This window comes from Limosilactobacillus viscerum (genome assembly GCF_947387525.1).
GTDB lineage: Bacteria > Bacillota > Bacilli > Lactobacillales > Lactobacillaceae > Limosilactobacillus > Limosilactobacillus viscerum.
The window spans coordinates 1-23,173 of record NZ_CANDNW010000017.1; the positions used below are offsets into that span (position 1 = coordinate 1).

Genomic DNA, 23,173 nt, shown 5'->3' on the forward strand with positions numbered 1-23,173 from the left:
ACCAGCACCGGTCCCGTTCCGTAATTCATCATCAGCAGCCTTAACCATGGCTTGCATTTCGCCTAATTCGTTGTCATGAACAAATTGCTTTAATCCTTGAGTATCAAATGAAAGATGTGCCATAATACGCTCTCTTCTTTCCGTTTAGTTAAAAAATCTAATTCCAGAATTGAATACTTTTGTTAACGGTTTCTATGTTAGCGCTTTCTATTTTCTATGTCAACCGGTTGACACAAACTTTTTTGTGGATTATGATATGTCAAAAGTGGTTAATTACGGTTAATTGCGGCTAAATTATTTAGTAAATATTTTACTTTGAGAGGACTTTTTATTATGGATAATCAAAAACCGACCGCTAAGCAACGGGTTCGTAAATTTACTGGGAACTTTGCCACCATTGCATGTTTGGTAATGTATTTCTCTTATATTGAACAAATCATTGCTAACTTTACGGGTCAACCAGTTTCACCGGTTCAGCCTTTCTTTGCGTCCATCAACGCCCTACTATGGGTTATCTATGGTTGGGTAAAGCCAGACAAGAAGGATTGGCCAGTAATTATCGCTAACTTCCCTGGTATTATTTTTGGTTTAGTTACCGCAATTACTTCATTCGTTCACTAATTGATAAGAAAAGGGACGTGAGCTCACAGCGCTCACGTCCCTTTTCTTATCTAATCGCATTCCGGTAGGCCTTAGCAGTAACCGGGTCAAAGCAAACCATTGTCACTTCTTCAACATGACTAGCAGTTTGGAGAAATTCGTTAATGGTCCTCACTGCAATTTCCGCTGCCCGGTCAAGCGGGAATGAATAAACCCCGGTGCTAATTGATGGAAATGCTACCGTCCGGCATCCATTTGCTTCCGCTAGTTTCAAACTATTACGGTAAGAATTAGCCAGCAGTTGGTCTTCACCATGATTACCGCCATGCCAAACGGGACCCGGAGTGTGGATAATATACCTTGCTGGTAAGTTGAATCCACTTGTTATCCGGGCCTCGCCGGTTGGACAGCCGCCAAATTTCTCGCAGGCAGCATACAGTGCTGGGCCAGCTGCACGGTGAATGGCACCATCAACGCCACCACCGCCCATTAACGTTGTATTGGCGGCATTAACAATTGCATCCACTTGAACCTTAGTGATGTCACCTTCAATTACTTTGACTGAATTCATTATTGATCCCTTCATTCCTTAAATTGTGGGTATAACGTAATTACCCCGGTCAAATACTACTACAGCAAATTACCCGGTCACAATCCGAATGCAAAAGCGCCCCGCAATGTAATTTCCCGGGAAATAATTCTACCTATGCACCTCCCAAAGATTCTGCACCATCAGCATTAACCGGTAAAGGAGACTTAAGGTCCGACAAAGAGCCGCACTTTAAGTCTCCTTTACTAATAAATTGACTACCAGATGTTAACCCGATCTTCCGGTGCCTTATACATCTTGTCACCCGGCTGAATGTTAAAGGCGGTGTAGAAGTCTGCTTGGTTTTGTGCTTGGACGTTAGCCCGAAGCTTTTGTGGCGCATGGACATCAATGGAAAGGAGTAGTTGTTCATACTGCTTTGTTGCCTTCATCCGCCAAATCGTTGCCCAATTAATAAAGAACTCTTCAGCACTAAAGTCATCTTCCATCTTTGCAGCTTCCAGTGCACAGGAAAGTCCACCACCATCAGCGATGTTTTCTGAAACCGTCAGCTTTCCGTTAACCTTTTGACCGGCAATTGGCAAGCCGTCAAACTCGTCAATCATCTTTTGGGCCAGCTTCTTAAAGTGCGCCGAATCTGCTGGCGTCCACCAATTATTGAGGTTCCCGTATTCGTCAAATAAAGCACCATTATTGTCAAAGGCGTGTGAGATTTCGTGAGCAATTACCGCACCAATCCCACCATAGTTTTGGCTACTAGTTTGCTTCAATGAATAGAACGGTGCCTGTAAGATTGCGGCAGGAAAGACAATGATGTTCTTAAACGGGTGGTAGTAGGCATTAACCGTTGCGGCACTCATTTCCCACCGCATCCGGTCAACTGGCTTGTTCCACCGACCAAACATTTCCTGGTTGGCAATGACGCTAACCTGGTTGAGGTTGGTAATCAGTGATTCGTGCTCATCAATCTTAAATTTGTCATACAGGGCTGGAATCTTGTCTGGATATCCCACTTGGATTCCTAGCTTATCAAGCTTCAAGATAGCTTTATCACGGGTTGCCTTGCTTAGCCACGTGTTATTGGCGAGCCGTCCCTTATAAACCTTAATCATCTGCTCAACCATGTGGTGAACGTCAGCCTTTGCCTGTGGTCCAAAGTACTTTTTACCATAGTAGTCACCAGCTACCTGGCTGAAAACGTCCCGCGCAAGGTAGTAAGCGAACTTCTCCTGGCTCACTGGCTTCTTGCTACCAGAAAGGGCCCGGCTGTAACGACCGTTAATTTCCCGCATTTCATCATCAAGGTAGCTAGCGTTATCCCGCACGACATTGACTAGTGCCCAGCTCTTAAAGAGGTCAAAGTGGTCTGTCAAAATATCATTTAATGCCTTGAAATAGGCTGGCTCCATCACAATTACCTTTTCAGGCGTTGCGCCAACCAACTGCTTGATCGTCGTTGCCAAATCAAGTTGGTTAGTTGATGATGCTAATTCATCTACCGTCTGTGGGTTATACATTTTGCTATAATCAGCTGCTTCTTCGGCACTCTTAACGTTCGGTGCTAACAATGCATCAAAGGCCTTGGCATTTTCAATCTGCTGGTCGGCAGTCTCATCTTCATAGCCAATCTTAATCAACAATTCCTTGACCATCCCCGACCACAGTTGCAGTAACTGATCATGCTGTTCCTTCTTTGCATCATCATAGTAACTCTTATCAGGAAGGATCAGTGATGGGGCTCCGGCAAATAGTGCGTACACCGTGGCATTCTTCATATCGGCATCGATATCAAATGCCACCGGTGATGGCAAGCCCGCCATAATCCAGTCGTTCCACTGTGATTGGTAATCAGCAAAGCTGTTCAATCCTTCAACACGAGCAAGCAAGTCCTTAAGCGGCTGAGCTCCTTCCTTCTTCCGCCGGTCAAAGTCTCTCGCTAAGCGGTAAAGTTTAATCATTTCGTTGAAGCGGGAATCATCAGACTTTTCCTGGCCATCCGCAAAGGCAGCAAAATCAGCCATCATTTGTTTATCAATATCATCAACCAGGTCATTAAAGCCACCCGTTGCTGGCTTATCATCAGGGATCTTTGCGTCCTTGATCCAGTCACCATTGACGGCTTCGTATAAGTCATCCTTAATTAATTCCTTATTAATTGCCACGTTGTCTTCCTCCTTAAAAGGGATTTACAGTTTTAATTATACTATTTTTAATCCGGTCCCCAAGCATTAAGGTTCAGTCTTGAAAAGGTCTTAATAATGCTTGCCGGCTACCGGCTGAAAACCACTGTGGGTGACGGGCCAAAAGTTGGCTTACCGCTTGGTAGTCAGCCAGATTAACTTTGCCGTTAACCAGTCCTGCGTTTTGTAACTGGCGAGCAATCCCAACATCCCCCGCTTCAAAGACATTCCGGTAAATCGGCTGGTCATCTGGGTCCCAGTTTTCGTTTAAGAGTCCGATCGCCCGCACATAATTTTGGTCATGGGTTAATACAGACTTCATGACCATTGGTTTCAAAAGTTGTTCAACCATTATCTGACTTCTCCTTTAGTTCAAAAACATGGCTCGCCCTAGCCGACACTGATAGTTGTCCACGCTCTGTGGTTAATAGCCAGTAAACATTTTGGTAATGATGGTCACGAAGCGTGGCCTCACCCCAGCCATCTGTAATAATTACGACTACCGCACGTTTTGAAATTCGCTGATGGCGTAAAAAGTCAAAAATACTTTGAAAACTGGTCCCACCGCCACCGTGCCGTTCTCGTTTCACCTTCACCCCTGGTCGCAGCTTTTGACCAGGGAAATTGACGTGGGCATCAAAAGTATAGACCGTTGCACTAAGGTGAAATTGTTTTACCATTCCGTTAATTGCATCTAGCGCCCACGCCAGTTCCTTATCAGGTACCGATCCTGAATTGTCCACGAAAATTTGCAAATCTGGTACCAGGTGACTTACCTGTCCCGGCAGGTCCATTCGTAATGGCTGACGGCGATTAAACCGGGCACGTGATTCTTGTTTACCATTGACGACACTACCGAGTTGCCGGCGAAGGACTATTTGCCATAGTGGAGTCGACGCCTTCGTCGGATGCATATTTAACTGCTGCCGTATTTCACCGGGCAGGAGTCCGCGGTCCCGTTGCGGTGTTTGCGACCACGCTTTTTGCAATAGCTGCCGAATCTTACCGATCCTTACCTGCTGGTTCACTGCCACTGAATTTCCATGATGGTACCAGCCATCGTGTGTGTCTGCAGTCAGGGTGTTTTTACCGGGCGCCGCTTTCTTTCCTTTACGGTCACCGTTTAATTTAATTCCAGCACGGTGAAGGCGGTCCTGTTCTTCTGGTGATAGTCCTTCTAATACTGCAAGGTAGTCCTGGGAATCCTGCTTTTCCGGCAATCGTTGGTGTAATAGTCTTTCTAACTGCCCTAGCGTTACCGTCCCTGCCGGTGCTGCTGGCAAATACTGGTTAACTGCCACGTCAGTCGCCAACTGAACAAGTCCCTGGTGGGGATAGGCAGCATAACGAAGGGGGTGTCGCCAAAACACATGTAACGCCTCGTGCTCTAACAGGATTTGTGCATCATCTGTTCGTAATTTTGCTAGTTCCCGGGGATTAATTTTCAGTACCAGCTGGTTACCCTGCCAGGCAAGGCCCGTGGCACCGCTGGCTACAGAATCATACACTCGTGGCAACTGCAGCAATACCTCGCCAAGTAAACGGTGATGGTGAAGGATTGTAGTAACAAGGCTCGTTACTAACTGGTCACCATTCTCGCCAGCTGGTGGTTTCTGCTGATGGTGAAATATTTTTTGCCACCACGCCATTACTTGTTATCTCCCCGACTGGCAACTACGGCAAGGTATCGATAAAGGCTTGCAACTACACCGTCTGGCTCCTTACTTGCCTGGTCATACATTGCTGCTATTATCTGGTCACCATTCTCACCAATTGAATGGGCAATGGCAACCTGACCATCAGGACTGACTGCTTTTAATAATTTTTCAAACTTTCCGGCCTCTTCAGTTGCCAAAGAAGGTGCAGCACTGCTTACCCATTCACGCAACAGGTCAATTTTAGTTGCTTCATCAGCTTCCCCGAATGTTTTCTCATTACCTTCAGACGAGCGGAGAGCCGACAACGTTAATTCACTTTCCTGTGCCATCACGAATTCCGCAAAAGAAGTCCCCACTTCAGCACCAAGGTCACCACTAAAAAGATCCGTTGCTAACGCCCGTTGAGTCTCAGCTGGTAATTTTTGAAGTTGGTCCAGGTTACTTGACACCCGCTCCCAGGCCCGGGGTGTTGGTGCGAGATCAACGTTATCTGGACTAACTACCGCGAGACGGTCAGGGTGGTGGGTCAAGTAGCTAATTACCAGCCGGTTAATTTGTGGTTGCCGCGTCTGGGCCCACTTTAACCATTCAGCAGTCGATGTTGCCATCACCAGGCGAACGGTCCGGTCTTTGATTGCAGCGTCACCAACTGCAACATCGTACTCACGATCTTCGAAGCCCTGCATCGTACTATCCGGATTTTCTGCAATTATAATTTGTACCTGTGCTGGCAAACGTAGACCGTTAATTTGCCGCTGGAGTACCAGGTTCATTAGCTCGCTTTGGACTGACTGGGTACCGCGGTTAAATTCATCGAGAAACCAGATGATTGATTGGTCAGGATGTGCTTCCGCGTGCTTAATGATTTGAACTAATGTTTCCGAATACCCAAACTGGACGTTAGCCAGCCGACCATATTGCTTTGTCTCAACAAAGGAGTCACTGGTTAGTGGTGGGACTGGGATTGCCAGGTCACCTTTTTCACTTAAACTAACGACGGTAGTATAAAGCGCCGCCCCCTCATTACGGGCAACCTCTTTAACCAGGGCTGACTTTCCAATTCCTGCGTCACCAACGATGTTTGGAACATTGCCAGCCCGCAGTACTAGTGGTACCGCCGTTAATAATTGTTGATACGTTAATGCCATCTAATCCCTCCAACCATAATTTTCTAGGTCCATCTCCCGTTTATGCATTCCAGATACAAATGGGTTGCCAGCAACATAAAAGCGCCGTGGCTTCTTGCCGTCCTTGCCAGCAAGGTTCACCCCTACCCGGGCAGACGTGATTATTTCCCGGGGAATTTTATACTGGTCGAGGTCAACTGTCAGCCGGTTTCCCTCCATTGGTTGCCCATCAAGTTCCCGTGAATGGATTCCTAGTGCCTGGACTAACTTAGCCGGGCCGTTTGCAACTGCATAACCGCTCATCCCCCGGTGGTGCTCCATTAGTTCTTTCCCGACTGCTGGTTCCATCCCCCGCAGCAGGATTCCCTGTGGCTCTTCTGCATTCTGAACAACAATGTCAAAGCAGTAGTGACCGCGGATTTGGTAAAGGTAAATATTTCCTGGCTGTCCGTATAGTGATTCGGAATAGTTCGTGCGCCGGCCATTGAAAGCGTGGGAGGCTGAATCATTTTCACCAAGGTAGGCTTCACATTCAACGATGTAACCGGCTGTTACCCCATCCGGTCCTTGGTAGCGCACCATCTTGCCTAATAAGTCATGCGCAATCGCAATTGTGGGCCGACCGGTGAAAAATTGTTGATATTCCGACAGCATAATTGAATTCCTCCTAAAATGAACTATTCTTAAGGTAACACTAAATGAAGGGTGGTAGAGCTGTAATGCTTAAAACCGAACGAATTTATACTAAGCCAGCTGATATGGATGGTTTCCGGATCCTGGTTGACCGTCTGTGGCCACGGGGAATATCAAAGGCCAATGCACATTTAGATTGCTGGTTAAAGGAGGTCGGCCCCAGTAACGACCTCCGCAAGTGGTTTGGCCATGACCCAGCTAAGTACGAAGAATTTAAGGAGCGTTACCTAAAGGAATTAAAGGGAAATGTTGCTTACGAGATACTGAAAGAAATGGTTACCAGTAATGCTGATAAGGATATTATCCTTCTTTACGGTGCAAAAGACGAGGAACATAACCAGGCAATCATCCTTAAAGAACTGCTCGAAATTGAATTAGGATAATATTCCCCGGGAAATATTTAAAAAATAAGAGGGACGTGATCAAGCTTCATCATGCCCCTCCTATTTATATAAGAGAATATTATTTAAGCTCGGCTAATCCTTGCTGGAGAACATCATCGTCCACCTTGGTAGTTAAAAACCGTTGCAATGGCGTTTCACTATGCCGGTCCTTAAAGGCCATCGGTTCAGCCGCCAAGATTACCACCGTCAAGTTATTTTCTGTTAACATTAACTGACCAGGGCCCTGGTATTTACCCTTAGTATGTTTGCCTGTCCGCCAGGTATGGAGCTTAGCATCCCCATTTTGGTCAACTTTCAGCTGGTATTTTCCATCGGCATCGGCTTCGACCGGGATCCCCGTAAACTTTTGTACCTCGTACTTTCCCTTTTTGCTCATTCTTTATTCGGCCACCTTATCACTATCGGCATCAACTATTTCTAAGAGGTGGTATACGTAGCCATCCTGCATTGCAGCTGCCCACGTTCCACGTTCAACATCTTCACCATCAATAATCAGGGAAAGCATTGCGGAGGCCGCTTTAAGATTATTAATCAGCAATACCTGGCTAACTGTCACCGCCGTCATCTTTGGCCTTACATGGTAGTGACGGAGCGTTTTGCGGTATTTCCGGTCATATAACGGACTTTCTTTAAACCGGCGTACAAAATCAAGGACTTCTTGGTCATACAACGGGTATCCGGCACGAATAAGTCCATCCTCTGGTTGTGAAATTGTCCAGGCAACCTTTTTGCCGATCATCCGTTTAAAGTATTTTTGCTCGGCTTGCCATTCCATCAAATCACCTTCCCTTCTGTTACTTTATAAGTGTACCGATTTTCAGTGCAAATGTCACTCTACTCTTACAAAGAATTAGTGGTATTGTTAAGTAGTATAGAGGGGGTTATTTACATGAAGCAAGAACCAATTACCGCTGAGCAAATGCGGCATTATGACTCATACACGATTAACACCATTGGGATCCCATCATTAGTCCTAATGGAACGGGCAGCCCTAGCCGTCCGGGACGAAATCCTAAACGCCTTTCCGCTCAACCTTGAACACGTTGTTGTCGTTGCCGGTAGCGGAAATAACGGCGGTGACGGTCTCGACATCGCTCGTCTCCTTCACATTGCCGGTGTTAACGTTTCAATCTTAAACGTCGGCAATCCGGACCACGCTTCAGATGAACACCAAGTTCAAGAAAAGATTTGCCAATACTACCAAATTCCTGAAACAACCGACCTGACAATTCTTAGCCGGGCAAGTTTAGTTGTCGATGCAATGTTTGGGATCGGAATTGACCGTCCAGTCAAGGGTGGCTATGCCGATGCTATTACTGCAATTAACAACTGTGATGCAGTCGTTGTGGCCGTTGACATGCCATCTGGCATTAATACCGACACTGGCGAAGTAATGGGCGTGGCAGTTAAAGCAACTGCTACCGTTACCTTTGCCTTCAACAAGGTTGGCCTAACTAAGGGTGATGGAAAAGAATATGCTGGACGAATCGTGATTGCTGATGACATGGGAACTTACGCAACTGACAAGTAATTAAAGTTAACTCAGGACCAATTAACGACCCTTTACGAAGCTGCACGGCACACATCCACCAGTCTCTTTATGCAGCAGTTTAGTATCATCCACGTTACCGACCCACGGATTCGCAAGCAAATTCGTGAAATTTCCGGTCAGCAATACGTTGGTGCCAACGGTGACCTCTTCGTTTTCATCGTTGACCTTTACCGCAACCAACAAATTCGTAAACAGTTAGGAAATGATGACGGCCGGCTACACACGACGGACATCTTTATGCAAGCACTTGAAGATACGGTATTAGCGGTGCAAAACTTTTTGACCGCTGCTGAAAGCATGGGCCTCGGTGGTGTAATCCTTGGTTCAATCAAAAATAACCCGGCAAAGTTGGTTAAAGTGCTTGGTTTACCCAAAATGACACTGCCAATGCTTGGCATCCAGGTGGGAGTGCCGGATCAAAAGCCACAACTGAAGCCACGGTTACCACTTCAATTCACTACTTTTGAAAACCAGTACCCGCACGAATTCAATGTTAATGACTTGCAAGACTATGACAGCCACGTCACTCGATATTACGACTTGCGTGATGCAAACCGGCGAATTGACTCCTTCACCCACCAAATTAACGGTGCCAAACTAAATAATGGTGATCCGGACAAGCGGGATGAAATCGGCCAAGTAATGAGGGACCAGGGGCTAGCCCTTGATTGGGATAGTAAAAAGTAATAAAAAAGGACTCGTGATAATTTTTTATCACGAGCCTTTTTTTACTCCAAATATTACAAAAATATCGCGTGCCACAATCCAGGGCCTTAGTGTTTAGCTAAGGATAATCGTTAATACCAGATAGGCTAACTGCGTGTCGCAGGCCCTAACCGAGTTGTGTTACAGTTTCTTATTCCAAATACTTAGCAGGATCAGCGACAAAGTCATCTACTTTAACATCAACTGCATCCTTAGTTGCAGCATTCTTCAGTTGGAATTGACCTTCGCTAACTTCGCGGTCACCAAAGACTGCAAAGTACTTAGCGTTGCGGCGGAATGCTTCCTTAATTTGCTTACCAACTTTAACGCCACTGTAGTCCTTGTCGGCCACAATTCCTTGTTGGCGAACCTTATTCAATACTTCAAATGCTAAGTTGTCACCCTTGTCATCAGCACTAGCCAAGAAGAGGTCCAATTGGTCTTGTGGAGCAAAGTCGGGATTCTCTTGTTGAAGAAGAATCATCAACCGTTCAACACCCATTCCGAAACCAATTCCACCTTCTTCGGGGCCACCAAGCTGTGAAATTAAACCGTTGTAGCGGCCACCAGCACAAACAGTCGTGTAGCCACCACCAAATGCTGGTGAATCAGACATGATTTCGAAAATAGTGTGGTTGTAATAATCCAGTCCCCGAACCATGTTGCTATCGATTTCGTAGTCAATTCCCAGTTCCTTCAGCAGTGATTGAACTTGGTCAAAGTAGGATTGTGATTCGTCATCCAGGTAGTCAAGAATTGATGGAGCATCAGCAACAATCTTCTTGTCACCCTCATCCTTACTATCAAGTACCCGGAGTGGGTTTTTGTAAAGCCGTTCTTGCGAATCCTTGCTCAATTCGTCATAGTGGGGCTTCAGGTAATTAATCAAGGCTTCACGGTAGTCAGCCCGGACCTTTTTGTCACCAAGCGTGTTAATAACCAACTTAACGTCCGGAACACCGAACTTCTTAAAGAGGCTCATTGCCATGTCAATAACTTCAACATCAATTTGTGGAGATTCATTATTCAGTGCTTCGACACCAATCTGGTGGAATTCACGTTGCCGGCCGGATTGTGGACGTTCATACCGGAACATTGGCCCCATGTAGTAAACCTTGTATGGCTTTGGGTATTCTGGTCCGTACAACTTATTTTCAACGTACGCCCGGACAACCCCAGCAGTACCTTCTGGCCGCAGTGCAATGTGCCGGTCACCCTTATCATGGAAGTCATACATTTCCTTTTCCACAATGTCAGATGTGTCACCCACATTCCGTGAGAAAACATGGTAGTCTTCAAACATTGGTGTCCGGATACCGCGGTAACCAAATTGACGGAAGACTTCGCGAGCATTTGCTTCTACCTTTTCCCATAAGCCGGTTGTTCCTGGTAACAGGTCGGCGGTTCCTTTTGGCTTTTGATAATCCATTCAAATTTCCCCTTTCAATAAAAAAGCCCTCTAAGGCGATTAACACCTTAGAGGGCGAATAACTCACTGTCCCACCTCTATTTACAGCAGCCTCACAGCTACTGCCTCAAGAAGTTAAATAACTTCATGACGATAACGGGTCAACCGGGGCCAGCTAATTTGTTCACCAGTCCAGCTAAGTAGAGGTGGTTTCACAGCCACGACTAGCTCTCAGCACTACTAGTTCTCTGTCAAGGTGTGGTTGCTTTTGTTCTACTTCATTGCTTTTAAAGTTCACCAGTGATTTTACCATAAGTCACTGCTTTTGGGTATTACTATTTACTAATCCCTTGCAGCTGGCGTAAACGCAAAAGGTAAACCAGCACGGCTAACAGGGTAATTGTCATCATTGCAAAGACCGAAACAAACAGATCTTGATAATTTCCCTGGTCAATTACAAAGCCACCATATAGCGGCCCAATCGCCCGCCCAATTGACATGGTGATATTGAGCAAGCCCTGATAATGGCCCGTTTCATCAACCGTTGTTAACTGGGAAATCCAGGCGGGTAGTCCCGCAAAGCTGGTCATTTCCCCGATTGTCAAGATCACAAAGTCTAGTGCAAACGCCCACAGGCTCCGGGCAAAAATTAGGAGGATAAATGATGAAGCAAAGATAAACAGCCCTGCAATGATCTGGTTAGAAAGCTTAACGTACGGACTTAATTTATTAACCAGTGGCTGTCCGATGATAATCAACACCCCGTTTAATGTCCATAACAGGCTGTATGCGTAAAATGGGATTCCCATATTGGTCATGTGAACAGCCATGACACTTTCCCAGAGTGAATAGCTAAGGTGGATGGTGGTGTAGTTAATTAAAATTAACCAGATCAGTACCAAAATCCGGTGGTGGCTGCTGACACTGCTCGTCCGTTTAGCTGTGGAACGCTGCGTGGTCACTGTTACACGAACATTGAGGGCGAAAACGACAACCAATAGCAGTAAGGCATAAAAAATCGTGGCAACGGTGAAAACAAGGACCACGCTAATTGGCAGCAGGACACCTACTGCTAACGTCCCAATTACCACCCCAACATTGTAAGCCATATAAATATAATTAAAGACATACCGTGAACTGTGGTCACTAACTAGGGAACCATACGAATTAACAATCGTCATGTTAATCCCATCCCCAAAACTATTTAACATCATCAGGACGGCAAACCATGGCCAACCATGTTCAAAAATCAGGGTAAAAATTGCAAAGGTGGAGAGACTAACCCCCAGGACAGCCGTCTTATACTGATCCCAATGGTCAAAAAGCCAGCCACCAAGGTAGTTACCAGCCATCATACAAATTGAAATAAAGAGCATCACTACCCCCGCCGTTGTCAGGGTTTCGTGAAGGTAATTATGCATGTACATCGTGGTTAATGGCCATAAAAAGGCAGCCCCGGTGTTGTTTAATAAACTTGCCAGGGCTACCCATTTAAGCTTAACCTGTGTCTGCCTTTTCATTATTTCACCTCAGTTAAGATAACTTTAGTGCTCATGAACCATTTCAGAAGATGGTACCCGTAACAGGGTGTAAGTAACAGCATCACGGTTAGCACGTAAGCCCATCCCGTTCAACGCGGTGTTCTTGTAGTGGACCGTCATTTCGGCTGCAAATGCCTTACCGGTTGCCCGGTTTTCCTTTTTAAGCTTTGCCTTATCCCACGGCAACGAACTTGCATCAAGCGTAATTAACCGGTCACCATCGGCTACTGAACCGTAGCGTGAGTTGGTGGTGTACCGATTGCCGTTTGCCCAGTAGGTGTAAGAAACAACTGGGTGCTTACCATTCTGGCTCCGAGAAGCAAGAACGTAGTAGTAATCGTTGCTTGAATTGTGCAATTGAAGTGGCGAATACTTCGTCGTAATTGAAGTTTGTTGGTGGTTATTAATGTCGACCTGCCGGAAAAAGGTCAAGTACATCATGCCGCCTAGCCAGACTAGAGAAATAACCATTAGGCCAACATAACGCCAAAAAAGCTTGGGTGAAAAAGCCTTCTTAGTCTTTGCAACTAGCATTAACTGCTGAACACGAATGTAGTGGATAACATAGCAGAAAAAGACAATCGCGAGGATCCACATCAACCATCCCAACCAGTTCCAAGTCATAATTTCTAATTCTCCATTCTTTTGCCAAAGTTATACTTTGATTATCACACAAAACATGCTGGTTGTCCTGCTAATCAGGATGAATTTTAGAAATAAATTAGTGGTTTCTTTTTTGTAAATCGACAAACTGTGCTAAACTTATTCTTAGTATCAAATTAGCTTGTTTCGCCGTGAAACAAAATATTGAATACGTAGTTTTATAACTACCTGACTTACAAGGAGGAATTGATTTCATGGATAATTTGAGTGAGTTAGCTCAACAATTAATCAAGTTTGAGCACGATAACGACTTAAACGATAATGAAGTTGCTTTTGGGAGCCATTTATCAGTCGAAAGAATTCATGACATTAAGTCATCAAATTCCGTAGCAACTTCGGAGGAAACCGAATTACTCCAACGATTTATGCAAAGTAAATAATATCCTAACCGGGAATTGAGAAACGGGCGACTGTGAAGAAATCAAGGTTCACAGTCGCCCGTTTTTATTTATCTTATACCCGACACTTCTCGTCCAAATTATTGGTGGAATTCAACCGGTAAAGTTACTGAATCAATTTTAGCTTGTGGCTTATCGATTCGCTTCAGGAGGGTTTTGATTAATTCTTGCGCCAACTGTTGAATTGGCTGAACCACCGTTGGGAGCTTTGGCGCGATTTTACGGATTAACCGTGATCCATCATAGCCGGTAATAAAGAAATCCTTGCCCATTTGCATCCCGTGATCGCGGTACACGTCAGCAATTTCTAGTGCCTGCACATCATTTGAGGCAACCACACCGTCATAAATTCCCGGAAAGGCGGTTGAGAAATTAATGCCATCAAGTGCAAGCGGGTCAAAGCTCCGGTGCTCTTCCGTCAGCCGATCTAGTGCTCCTTGTAGCCGATTAAGGGTTGGCGATGCTGAAGTATCTTCATCCACAATCACTGCAATATGCCGTACATTGTTGGCCAGAAGGTACTCAACCGCTAGCTGACCACCACGATAACTATCAGAGGCAACAATCGGAATGTTATCTGCCAAATAACGGTCAAATGAAACGATCGGCGCTGAAATTTGGTGGTATTCCTTAATATCCAGATTATGGGACCCCGAAATAATTCCATCAACCTGATTCGCCATCAGCATACTTAAGTATTCATGCTCAATTTCTGGATTTTCAGCCGATGATGCAATGATCGTCTTGTAACCTTGCTCAAAGAGTTGGCGCTCTAGTTCATTAACCAGCTCCGCAAAAAACGGGTTGGTTAGATTAGGGAAAATTAAGCCGATAAACTTTGACGGCTTCCCCTGCATTGCCCGGGCGAGTGCGTTCGGTTGGTAATTGAGCTGCCGCATTGCGGCGTGAACCTTATTGATGGTTTTTTCACTCAAGGAACCATAATTATTGATTACCCGGGAAACAGTCGTCACTGAGACCCCTGCTAATTCTGCAACATCTTTTAACTTAGCTACCATACTTCTACCTCACATCACTTAAGATAATTTAATTATAGCCTAGTGATTTAAAAACCGAAATTCCTTCTCCCAATTGTTATATGCCCTGATAATCATTTGTTAAAAAATATCTGTCGTGTGATAAGGGCCACTTTTGTTGTTCTTTTATTAGCATTCACCTGCCATTAATTATTTTTGTAATTATAAAAATCCTTATTTTAAAGCAGGGCTTTTATTGACTATCTGCAAAATAAATGCTAACTTTATAAACAGTGAAATCTTAATAACTTCTTAACCTTTTTATTCAAAACTTATATAAAAATAAAATTAAAGAATGATGTTTTTCAACTATCATCATTTAAATGACAGGGGGAGCTAATCAGAATGAAAGCCGATTTGAATAAGACAACGCATTTCAAAATGTATAAGAGTGGTCGTAAGTGGGTTGTCGCCGGTATGACTGCTGTTTCATTATTAACTGCTACCGGTGTGGTTGCACACGCTGATGACAACTCTAGTCAAGCACCAGTTGTAAATGTTAATAATAACAACGGTCAAAACAACGCGAATAACCAAGCTGGTGATCAATCAACTAACAGCCAAGCTAACCAAAATGCACAAGCTACTACTGTTTCTGCTAATGCGGCACAACAAAATGCGCAGGCAACCACAAATGCCACTAATGCTGCACAGCAAAACCAATCCGTTGACCTGAATTCATTGCACTTTACCAACAATGCAAGCCACCAACAGTTCATTGAAAGTATCGCTCCCGGTGCAATTCAAACCTGGAATGAATATGGAATTCTTCCATCTGTAACTGTTGCACAGGCAGCGGTTGAAAGTGGTTGGGGAAATTCCGCCCCTGCTAATAATCTTTTTGGGATTAAAGGCTCATACAATGGTCAATCCGTTACCTTGAGAACACGTGAAGTTTACAACGGTCGTAGCACCTATATTTATGATAACTTCCGTGCTTACCCTAGTCGTAATGAGTCGGTTGAAGATCACGGTCGTTTCTTAGCTGTTAATAGCCGTTACAGCAATTTACGTGGTGATACCAACTATGTTAATGTTACAAACAATCTGCAACGTGATGGCTACGCTACGGATCCAAGTTATGCTGCAACTTTGCAAAGCATTATTCGCAACTTTAACTTAACCCAATTGGATCGGGTTGCCCTTTCCAACAGTAACGTTGTGGTTAACAAGCAGCCTAACGATAACTCATCAAGCAGCTATGGTAACAACACTAACTACTACACTGTTCAAAGCGGCGACACCTTATCTGGTATTGCTAACCGCTTCTCCACTTCGGTTAACACATTAGCTCACCTAAATGACATCCAAAATGTTAACCGGATCTACATCGGTCAACGGTTATTAGTTCGGCAGGCAGCTGCTTCAACCCCTAGCCAACAGCCTTCACAACCAACCCAACCTAGTCAGCAACAACCATCATCTCAACCTTCCACTCCTGCCCGGCCTTCCAATAGCAGTCAAAGCAGTTACACCGTTAAGAGTGGTGACACCCTCTCTGCAATTGCTGGACAATTTGGGATGAATTACGTTCAACTTGCTCAAATCAACAACATTGCAAATCCTAACCGCATTTATGTCGGTCAAGTTTTACAATTAAAGGCAACCAACGTTAACAATAACCAAGCTGCAGCTCAACCTGCTCCAGTTGCTCCTAGCCAACCTCAATCCACTACTTCAACAGCTACTACTTACACCGTTAAGAGTGGTGACACGCTTTCTGCAATTGCTAGTCAATACGGGATGAACTACAGTCAACTTGCTCAAATCAACAACATCGCAAATCCTAACCGTATTTATGTTGGTCAAGTGTTGCGGGTTAACAGCAGTAATAATAGTTATACTCCTTCAACCAGAACTTATCGAGCAGCAGCTACTAACGGCAGCTACACCGTTCAAAGTGGTGATTCACTCTCAGTTATTGCCGCACGGTATGGTTTGAACTGGCACACGTTAGCACAACGGAATAACCTTTCCGCACCATACACCATCTATGTTGGGCAAAAGTTAGTGTTCTAACTTAGAATAATTATGAATCTCAAAAAAGGTGTATCCGTCAACTAGCATTGATGGATGCCGACACCTCTCACGTAAATGTGAGGCAATAGCGTAAATCCCACTAAACTTTTCAAGGGGAGCAAGTGATATTTGATGGTTAAGCAATATTCTGGGGAGCTTTCTAATATCGTCAAAGCAAGTCAATTGTTCAAAGTACTGGGGAATCCGAAGCGGTTACAGCTAATTTATTTGCTAATTCAACACTCCATGAGTGTCTCTGAAATTAGTGAAAAGCTTGATTGGGAGCAGTCAGGCGTATCACACCAGTTGCAACTACTTCGTAAATTTAACCTTGTACAGCAGCATCGTCAGGGAAAAGTAGTTATCTACCACCTGGACGATCCGCAGGTAATGACCTTAATTGCCGATGTACTAAGTCATGCAGATAAAATTCTAGATTAAACAGTTAGAGCGAGCTAGGAACTCATTATTCCCGGCTCGCTCTAATTGTTTTAAATAAATTTCAATTCAAAGTCCTCTTCGCTTTGAATATCTTTAACCACCACATCTTCGCCATCATGAAATTGATCGTTATCTACCCAAAAGCTCGGATGCTGGTGCCCATAAAAACTAAATGTGTATGGTGCTGAATCTTTAAGGTCAACCCGCATGACTCCTTGTGAACCGTCTGAGCAATGAACCGTCTGCGTCTTATCATCGTCGTGAACATAAACTGTTGTCACTTTTAACACCTCCACTTCAATTATAGTCCTTTTTGGGGCAACCTAAAAAAGAAAATTATCACTGGCAAACTTATTAGCCAGAAAACTAAAAAATGCCTAGTAACCACCCAGGCTACTAGACACTTTATTTAGTCCGCTGCTAATGCATCAATTGGGTTTAGTTTTGCCGCATGCCGGGCCGGTAGTAAGGTGGCAACAAATGAAATCACGATTGCTACCACGACCGCAAAAATGACATTTCCAACCGTAATTTGGACAATGTTGTACTTAATCAAGCCATACAGAGCGTGGTTTAAGCAAATTGAAACAACAGCCACAATCACTAAGGCCAAAATTGCTGAGAACAGGCCAATGAAAATCGATTCAGAGGTAAACAGACGACGAATATCTTTCTTTCGTTCACCTAATGCACGGAGAATCCCGATCTCCTTGGTTCGTTCAGATACTGACATGTACATAGTTACAATGATCATCAAGGCTGAGACAAGGAGCGAGATTCCAGCAATTGCTGCAAGAATCGTCGAAGCAAGGTTGACGTACGTATTTACTGTCTTCAAAACAGAGCCAACTGTAATTGCGCCAAGGATCCGTTCACCCTTATTATTCCGCATATTATTAATCCGGCTCGCAACCCCTTCAACTTTCGATAGGCTACCAGCGCTTACCGCAACGAAGTTTGGCCGGGTATCGGCGCCCTTTTGCTTTAGCATCTGCAATAAGGTTGGGTAATTAATCGCCGTACTTGCACTAGCACCTTCGCTCAAGCCAGCAACTTTAACCGTACCGTTAACCGCAACCGGGTCACCCTTTTCATTTACCCAGTTAAAGCTCAGGTTGACCTTCTTGCCAACCAGGTTCTTGTACTTCTTGGGGCTAGTTAGTTCAATTGCCTGCTGCTTAGTCAGAACAATCTCACCTTTCCCTGGCTTATGTCCGCGCTTAATTGCACTGGCCGTGGTGTGGTTGCTCCACGTCATCATGTTAGCACCACTTTGCTGGAGCTTCCCATAATTGAGCCGGTAACCACCAATAATATTCCCTTTCTGGACCTTGGTCACACCTTTGACCTTCGCTAAGCGGTTCAATTCATCAGGGTTAATAATCATTGATTGCGGGTCAGCCGCCATGTTCTGCATTAAGGACGACTGGATTTGATCCTGCGTTAACTTCTTACCAGTTGGGTTCTTAACCACCGTAATCGCCAACGGGTTCGTCAATGAGTTAATTTGGTCTTGAATATAGCCATTAATTCCATTCCCCAGACCGCTGAAAAGTAGAACGGCAAAGATTCCAATCGCGGTCCCCAGCATAATTAACGAGTTCCGCCAGAAATTATACATTAGGTGCTTAAATGACATCCGGTAGCTAGCCGCTGCTGGTAGCTGCCGTGGTTTAATGTGGGTTGGGTCTTCCGGAATTGCGTAGGCCGGGCGAAGACGTTCATCACCATCAATTTTTCCATCCGCCAAGTGGACAATCCACGTACCGTGGTCCGCTACCTCTTGTGAGTGGGTTACCGCGATCACTAATTTTCCATCTTTGGCAATCTTATCAAGCAACGTCAGCACTTCTTGCGTGTTTTGCGAATCAAGCGCCCCAGTTGGTTCATCGGCAATGATAATTTGCGGATCACTCGCCAGTGCCCGTGCAATCGCCACCCGTTGTTTTTGCCCACCGGAAAGATGGTTTGGGTGCTTGTGGACCTGTTCACTCAGGCCAACCTGGTCAAGCAATTTAAGGGCCCGTTCGCGCTTTTCTTCCTTATTTAGGTTAGTCATATCTAATGCCACCAAAACGTTGTCTAAGACGCTGAGGTGGGAAATAAGGTTATATGACTGGTAAATGTACCCGACCATTGAACGACGGTAATCATCAAGCTGCTTTTCCTTTTGGTGGTCAAGCAATTCACCATTCACCAAAACTTTTCCTTCAAAGTTACGGTCAAGGCCACCGATGATATTCATAAGGGTTGACTTACCACCACCAGATTCACCCAGGATTGAAACGAATTCACCGCGTTCAAACTGCAAGTCAATCCCCTTCAGAACTGGAAATGCCTCTTTATCCAAGTAATAAGCCTTTTTAATTCCCTGTAATTCTAAAAAAGCCATGGTTTTCTCCTTAATCATTTTATTATCCTGATTATACCAAAGGCTACTGGCTGAGCGGAAGTACGTCTTGCTGGTCTTAACTAAAAGCCAAACACTCCGGGAGCGTGATTAATCTCGTTGTTGGCTCCTTTATATTTCCCGGGAAATATTACTTTTCCTGGCTTAATTTACCATCCATTATCTGATAAATGTGGTCAGCATAATTACGTAGCCGTAAGTCGTGAGTAACCACTACGATTGCCTTATTATGCTGCACTGCCATCTGCTTTAATAGTTCTCCGACAACTTCTACCCGGCTACTATCTAAAGCTGCGGTCGGTTCATCTGCCAAGACAATCTCTGGGTTGGGGTACAGTGCCCGGGCGATTGCCACCCGTTGATTTTGTCCTCCCGACATTTCATCAGGATAGTGTTTTAGCAAGGTTTCAATTCCTAATTCCTTCAAAAGAACACGGAGCTCTTCTTCAGTCATATTTCCATTCTTCTTGATTTTCCGGACAAGGGCAAACTGGTCGCCTACATTGAGGTAGGGCAACAGGTTGTAAGACTGGAGTACAAAGCCAATCTTATTCAAGCGCAGCTCATCCCGTTCCTTAGCTGTCATCTGTTCAAGCTGCTGTCCCTCTACCGTAACCGTCCCACTGGTTGGTGTTTGTAGACCACCAGCAATGGTTAAGAAAGTACTCTTTCCGGAGCCAGATGGGCCAAGAATCAAGCTTAATTCCCCACGATCTGCTTGGAAATTAACATTGCGCAAAACCTGTACCTTGCTAATTCCCTTGCCAAAGTCCTTATTAATATTCTTTAACTCAATTACTGACATACTTTCCCTCCTAACCGTTCAGTGCACGTACGGGGTCAATCTTCAAAATCATTCGAACTGGTAGTAAAGCACCAATTACGCCAAGTAGAATCAGCACAACCACCATTAGAGCAATTAATGGCCAATCAAGAACTAACGCAACCGTCATTGGCATTAACCAGGTTGTTAGCAGGGTTAAAATTAAGCCACCACAAATACCAGCAACCATTAAAATTACCGCCTGGTGAATTGTTGTTCCAACTAGGTAACGTGCTGGGATTCCCTGTGCACGCAGGACCGCATAGTTTGGCATCTTCTGCATTGTGAGAATGTACAAGAAGACCGCAATAATCACCAGCGAGATGACCATTAGGAAACCAATCATAAAGGCAAAGGTATTATTTTGGGCAGAATAGCCTGGCAGCTTTTGGATAAACTGGTTGGCAGTGTAGTGTTCTAAGTCGTTAAACCGGTTGGCCCCTTCTGATTGGTTACTAATAATACCGCTCGCAACCACCTGTGGAGCAACACCACGCAATGTTTTCCAGGTTGAAAGTCGGCCATACACTACTGGAGCAACATTAAGTTGTGAGTTTTTAGCGAAGCCGACAATCTTATATTGTTCCTTAGAAGAATTTAATTTGACCTTGTCGCCAAGTTGGTACCCCTTAGCCTTCAAGCTTTCATCGACGACTATCTCGCTACTATTCTTAGCGTGCCGTCCTGCGGCAAGGGGGATATTCTTTTGGGCAATGTACTGGTTAGAATTAAGGCCAATAAACTGGGCACTCTCTTTGAGTGACTTTCCCTGTACCTTCTTCATTACCACGGGAGCTTGGCCAACGAGTGCTTCGTGACCATTAAGCTTTTTGTCTTTCAGCTGGTCACTAGTTATTAATGACTGGCTCATATTATCATTAGCATTTTTGTTCAAATAAACAGTTTGCGTATCCCAAGTATCAATTGCCGCCTTGTTTTCATTTGCCAGGCCGAGCATCATACCCATTAGCACAAACATCAAATAGCTAATCATCACAATCATGGCAATAATGAGGCCATACCGTAATTTTTCGTGTTTAATTTCTTTCAGTGCTAAAAACATCTTACCCCTCCTTTGCAAGTAGGGCCGTTAATGATCCTCGCAGGCAATCAAGAACGGCGTCACACTTTTCTGGATGCCGCAGTCCCTCCTTAATTGCTTCATGGACTAGCGTCATTATTGCCCACTCAATCGCATTTATTGGTCGAAGTGGCGACCCATCGTTTTGCGCATCTAATAGTGCTTCATTAACCGTGAAGTGGCGCTTAACTAACTCGTAGTATTGGCAGCCATTCACGTGGTGCAAAAAATCAGCAACCTGTGTCACGTATTCATCGGCCGTTAATAAGCGGTGTTCACGGATACTGTAATCATGCAGCTCCTGTAAAACATACCGGTATAGGTAGCGGTAAGCATCCGTTAAATCGGCGAAATACTTATAAAAGGCTCCGCGGGCAATCCCCGCCTCCTTCACGATTCGTGCCACCTGGGCGTCAGCGAGGTTATGCTGGCTGAACTCATTAAGTAACGCATTTCTGATAATTGTTTTCTTTTCTTCGGGTAGGTTATTAAAGGTTGTACTTGCCATTACCGTTCTCCTTCCAGTGACACGATGTCACCATAATTGCATTTTCATATTAACGCTAAAGTGACACCGTGTCAACTCGGTTTAAAAATAAAAAGTATTCCCCGCGACTATTTCCCGGGAAATACTTGTCGATTAATAATTAAGCTTCTTCGCCAGCAAGCTTTACAACCGCCTTTGAGACGTTTTCGATTCGACCATTAACGAAGTCATCAACTTCCTTAACATCAAATTCATGAGAAAGCAGTGGAAGAACGTCAACCTTACCAGAAGCCATCAGTGCAATAGAATCTTCGAAGCAGTAAGGGTTGATGAAGGCACCTTGAATCTTCAGTTGCTTTTGGAATACCTCGTAACTGTTGATTGAGAACTTATCATCGGGGTTACCAACACCAAACATTGATACTTGACCACCACGAGCGGCAGCTTCAACAGCTTGTTCTTGCGTTTCAGGACGACCAACAGCTTCGATAACAATATCGTAAGCATTAGTTGGAATCTTTTCACCCTTCTTGGTATTAATCGTCTTGGCACCAAATTTGTCATGGTTCAACTTCAGTTTGGCATCATTACGTCCGCTTAAGGTAACTTCACTAACACCGTAAGCTTGAAGCGTTTGGACAAATAATTGACCCATAAAGCCGTCACCAATTACCAATGCCTTTTGGTAAGGGTGAATTTCAAGCAAGTCTACGCCGTGAACAGCACATGATAGTGGTTCGGTAACCGCAGCAGCCTTCAATGAAACACTGTCAGGGATAGCGTAAACAACCTTAGCTGGTGCCGTAAAGTAATCTTCAAAGCCACCATCACGGGTAACCCCAACGGCAGAAAGGTTTTCACACATTTCAGGACGGGAAGTCCGGCAGTACTTACATTCACCACAGTAGATGTTAGGGTCAACCGTTACCCGGTCCCCTACCTTAACGTTCTTAACTTCGGAACCGACCTTAGCAACAACACCAGAATTTTCGTGACCCAAAACAATTGGTGGAACCGCACTAGCAGAGCCAGGCAGGCCTGCGTATAAGGCATGGTCAGTACCACAAATACCAGCATAGGCAGTGTGAACCAAAACCTCATCCGGCTTAACTTCTGGGGTTTCAACTTCCTTAACTTCAAGTTGCTTAATTCCTGTTAAAACAAGTGCTTTCATAAAAAATAATTCTCCTTTTCTTTATGTCGCAAGTTATTATAGTTAAGAAGTGCACAAGTTGTCAAACGTTTATCAAATCAAACGTTTTACCGCTTGGCGGGCTGTCGGATCACCAATTTTTCTAAAAAAAGTTTAAATTTCTGCTGCCTACTCCTGTAAACGTTTACTTTACTATTAGCCGTACATCGCAAAAATAAGGTTGCCCTAAAAAACCGTCAAAAA

The 23,173-nt window shown here is 44.6% G+C and carries 24 protein-coding genes and 1 pseudogene; 7 read left to right on the plus strand and 18 right to left on the minus strand.

All coding sequences use genetic code 11. The annotated features are described in order from the left end of the window. Positions 1-333: 333 nt before the first annotated feature. Positions 334-621: a SemiSWEET family transporter gene (locus QOS07_RS05945; protein ID WP_283588059.1), complete on the plus strand. Its 288-nt coding sequence runs from the start codon at positions 334-336 to the stop codon at positions 619-621. Positions 622-667: 46 nt separating this feature from the next. On the opposite strand, the gene QOS07_RS05950 is transcribed toward QOS07_RS05945, so the two are convergent. The 6 genes from QOS07_RS05950 to QOS07_RS05975 all read right to left on the minus strand — a co-directional run bounded on the left by QOS07_RS05950 (position 668) and on the right by QOS07_RS05975 (position 6,769). After that, positions 668-1,171: an O-acetyl-ADP-ribose deacetylase gene (locus tag QOS07_RS05950; RefSeq protein WP_283588060.1), complete on the minus strand. Its 504-nt coding sequence runs from the start codon at positions 1,169-1,171 to the stop codon at positions 668-670. 236 nt (positions 1,172-1,407) lie between these two features. Then, positions 1,408-3,312 carry a M13 family metallopeptidase gene (locus tag QOS07_RS05955; RefSeq protein WP_283588061.1) on the minus strand — a complete coding sequence of 635 codons (1,905 nt, stop codon included), beginning with the start codon at positions 3,310-3,312 and terminating at the stop codon, positions 1,408-1,410. A 73-nt stretch (positions 3,313-3,385) separates the two neighbouring features. Beyond that, positions 3,386-3,682: a hypothetical protein gene (locus QOS07_RS05960; RefSeq protein WP_283588062.1), complete on the minus strand. Its 297-nt coding sequence runs from the start codon at positions 3,680-3,682 to the stop codon at positions 3,386-3,388. After that, positions 3,675-4,979 (minus strand): vWA domain-containing protein, encoded by a 1,305-nt coding sequence (locus QOS07_RS05965; protein ID WP_283588063.1) that lies wholly within the window; start codon positions 4,977-4,979, stop codon positions 3,675-3,677. The genes QOS07_RS05960 and QOS07_RS05965 overlap by 8 nt, the downstream gene beginning before the upstream one ends. Further along, positions 4,979-6,136 carry an ATP-binding protein gene (locus QOS07_RS05970; RefSeq protein ID WP_283588064.1) on the minus strand — a complete coding sequence of 386 codons (1,158 nt, stop codon included), beginning with the start codon at positions 6,134-6,136 and terminating at the stop codon, positions 4,979-4,981. The genes QOS07_RS05965 and QOS07_RS05970 overlap by 1 nt, the downstream gene beginning before the upstream one ends. Further along, positions 6,137-6,769 carry a DNA-3-methyladenine glycosylase gene (locus QOS07_RS05975; RefSeq protein WP_283588065.1) on the minus strand — a complete coding sequence of 211 codons (633 nt, stop codon included), beginning with the start codon at positions 6,767-6,769 and terminating at the stop codon, positions 6,137-6,139. It lies immediately after the preceding gene. Positions 6,770-6,834: 65 nt separating this feature from the next. On the opposite strand from QOS07_RS05975, the gene QOS07_RS05980 reads away from it, so the two are divergent. After that, complete coding sequence (locus QOS07_RS05980; protein ID WP_283588066.1) at positions 6,835-7,191, plus strand: DUF488 domain-containing protein; 357 nt, start codon at positions 6,835-6,837, stop codon at positions 7,189-7,191. A gap of 79 nt (positions 7,192-7,270) precedes the next feature. On the opposite strand, the gene QOS07_RS05985 is transcribed toward QOS07_RS05980, so the two are convergent. Next, a complete protein-coding gene (locus QOS07_RS05985) occupies positions 7,271-7,588 on the minus strand; it encodes a DUF7671 family protein (protein ID WP_283588067.1) in 318 nt (105 codons plus the stop codon). Between the two features lie 3 nt (positions 7,589-7,591). Further along, positions 7,592-7,987: a hypothetical protein gene (locus tag QOS07_RS05990; RefSeq protein ID WP_283588068.1), complete on the minus strand. Its 396-nt coding sequence runs from the start codon at positions 7,985-7,987 to the stop codon at positions 7,592-7,594. Positions 7,988-8,101: 114 nt separating this feature from the next. Here QOS07_RS05990 and QOS07_RS05995 point away from each other — a divergent pair, with 114 nt between their 5' ends. Next, a complete protein-coding gene (locus QOS07_RS05995; protein ID WP_283588069.1) occupies positions 8,102-8,743 on the plus strand; it encodes an NAD(P)H-hydrate epimerase in 642 nt (213 codons plus the stop codon). A gap of 6 nt (positions 8,744-8,749) precedes the next feature. Continuing rightward, positions 8,750-9,451 (plus strand): annotated as a pseudogene (locus tag QOS07_RS06000) (NADPH-dependent oxidoreductase); the annotation flags it as partial. Positions 9,452-9,620: 169 nt separating this feature from the next. Here QOS07_RS06000 and hisS read toward each other — a convergent pair. From hisS to QOS07_RS06015, 3 genes are all read right to left on the minus strand, one after another. After that, positions 9,621-10,898 (minus strand): histidine--tRNA ligase, encoded by a 1,278-nt coding sequence (gene hisS / locus QOS07_RS06005; protein ID WP_283588070.1) that lies wholly within the window; start codon positions 10,896-10,898, stop codon positions 9,621-9,623. Positions 10,899-11,212: 314 nt separating this feature from the next. Beyond that, positions 11,213-12,397 carry an MFS transporter gene (locus tag QOS07_RS06010; RefSeq protein ID WP_283588071.1) on the minus strand — a complete coding sequence of 395 codons (1,185 nt, stop codon included), beginning with the start codon at positions 12,395-12,397 and terminating at the stop codon, positions 11,213-11,215. Positions 12,398-12,421: 24 nt separating this feature from the next. Continuing rightward, on the minus strand, positions 12,422-13,042 hold the full coding sequence (locus tag QOS07_RS06015; protein WP_283588072.1) for an LVIS_2131 family protein: 621 nt from the start codon (positions 13,040-13,042) through the stop codon (positions 12,422-12,424). Positions 13,043-13,275: 233 nt separating this feature from the next. Between QOS07_RS06015 and QOS07_RS06020 the strand changes: the two genes are divergently transcribed. Continuing rightward, positions 13,276-13,461, plus strand: a complete 186-nt coding sequence (locus QOS07_RS06020; protein WP_283588073.1) for an LBP_cg2779 family protein — start codon at positions 13,276-13,278, stop codon at positions 13,459-13,461. Between the two features lie 98 nt (positions 13,462-13,559). On the opposite strand, the gene QOS07_RS06025 is transcribed toward QOS07_RS06020, so the two are convergent. Beyond that, positions 13,560-14,498 carry a LacI family DNA-binding transcriptional regulator gene (locus QOS07_RS06025; protein WP_283588074.1) on the minus strand — a complete coding sequence of 313 codons (939 nt, stop codon included), beginning with the start codon at positions 14,496-14,498 and terminating at the stop codon, positions 13,560-13,562. Positions 14,499-14,861: 363 nt separating this feature from the next. Here QOS07_RS06025 and QOS07_RS06030 point away from each other — a divergent pair, with 363 nt between their 5' ends. Both QOS07_RS06030 and QOS07_RS06035 read left to right on the plus strand, forming a co-directional pair. Continuing rightward, positions 14,862-16,535: a LysM peptidoglycan-binding domain-containing protein gene (locus QOS07_RS06030; RefSeq protein WP_283588075.1), complete on the plus strand. Its 1,674-nt coding sequence runs from the start codon at positions 14,862-14,864 to the stop codon at positions 16,533-16,535. Positions 16,536-16,667: 132 nt separating this feature from the next. Then, positions 16,668-16,976, plus strand: a complete 309-nt coding sequence (locus QOS07_RS06035; RefSeq protein WP_283588091.1) for an ArsR/SmtB family transcription factor — start codon at positions 16,668-16,670, stop codon at positions 16,974-16,976. 50 nt (positions 16,977-17,026) lie between these two features. Here QOS07_RS06035 and QOS07_RS06040 read toward each other — a convergent pair whose 3' ends face one another. From QOS07_RS06040 to QOS07_RS06065, 6 genes are all read right to left on the minus strand, one after another. After that, positions 17,027-17,257, minus strand: coding sequence for a hypothetical protein (locus QOS07_RS06040; RefSeq protein WP_283588076.1), 231 nt, complete (start codon positions 17,255-17,257; stop codon positions 17,027-17,029). A 128-nt stretch (positions 17,258-17,385) separates the two neighbouring features. Further along, positions 17,386-19,368 (minus strand): ABC transporter ATP-binding protein/permease, encoded by a 1,983-nt coding sequence (locus QOS07_RS06045; RefSeq protein WP_283588077.1) that lies wholly within the window; start codon positions 19,366-19,368, stop codon positions 17,386-17,388. A 148-nt stretch (positions 19,369-19,516) separates the two neighbouring features. Next, positions 19,517-20,191: an ABC transporter ATP-binding protein gene (locus tag QOS07_RS06050; RefSeq protein ID WP_283588078.1), complete on the minus strand. Its 675-nt coding sequence runs from the start codon at positions 20,189-20,191 to the stop codon at positions 19,517-19,519. Positions 20,192-20,201: 10 nt separating this feature from the next. After that, a complete protein-coding gene (locus QOS07_RS06055; protein WP_283588079.1) occupies positions 20,202-21,272 on the minus strand; it encodes an ABC transporter permease in 1,071 nt (356 codons plus the stop codon). Between the two features lies 1 nt (position 21,273). Continuing rightward, positions 21,274-21,798, minus strand: coding sequence for a TetR/AcrR family transcriptional regulator (locus QOS07_RS06060; RefSeq protein ID WP_283588080.1), 525 nt, complete (start codon positions 21,796-21,798; stop codon positions 21,274-21,276). A 139-nt stretch (positions 21,799-21,937) separates the two neighbouring features. Then, on the minus strand, positions 21,938-22,951 hold the full coding sequence (locus tag QOS07_RS06065) for a zinc-dependent alcohol dehydrogenase family protein (protein ID WP_283588081.1): 1,014 nt from the start codon (positions 22,949-22,951) through the stop codon (positions 21,938-21,940). Between the last annotated feature and the right edge of the window lie 222 nt (positions 22,952-23,173).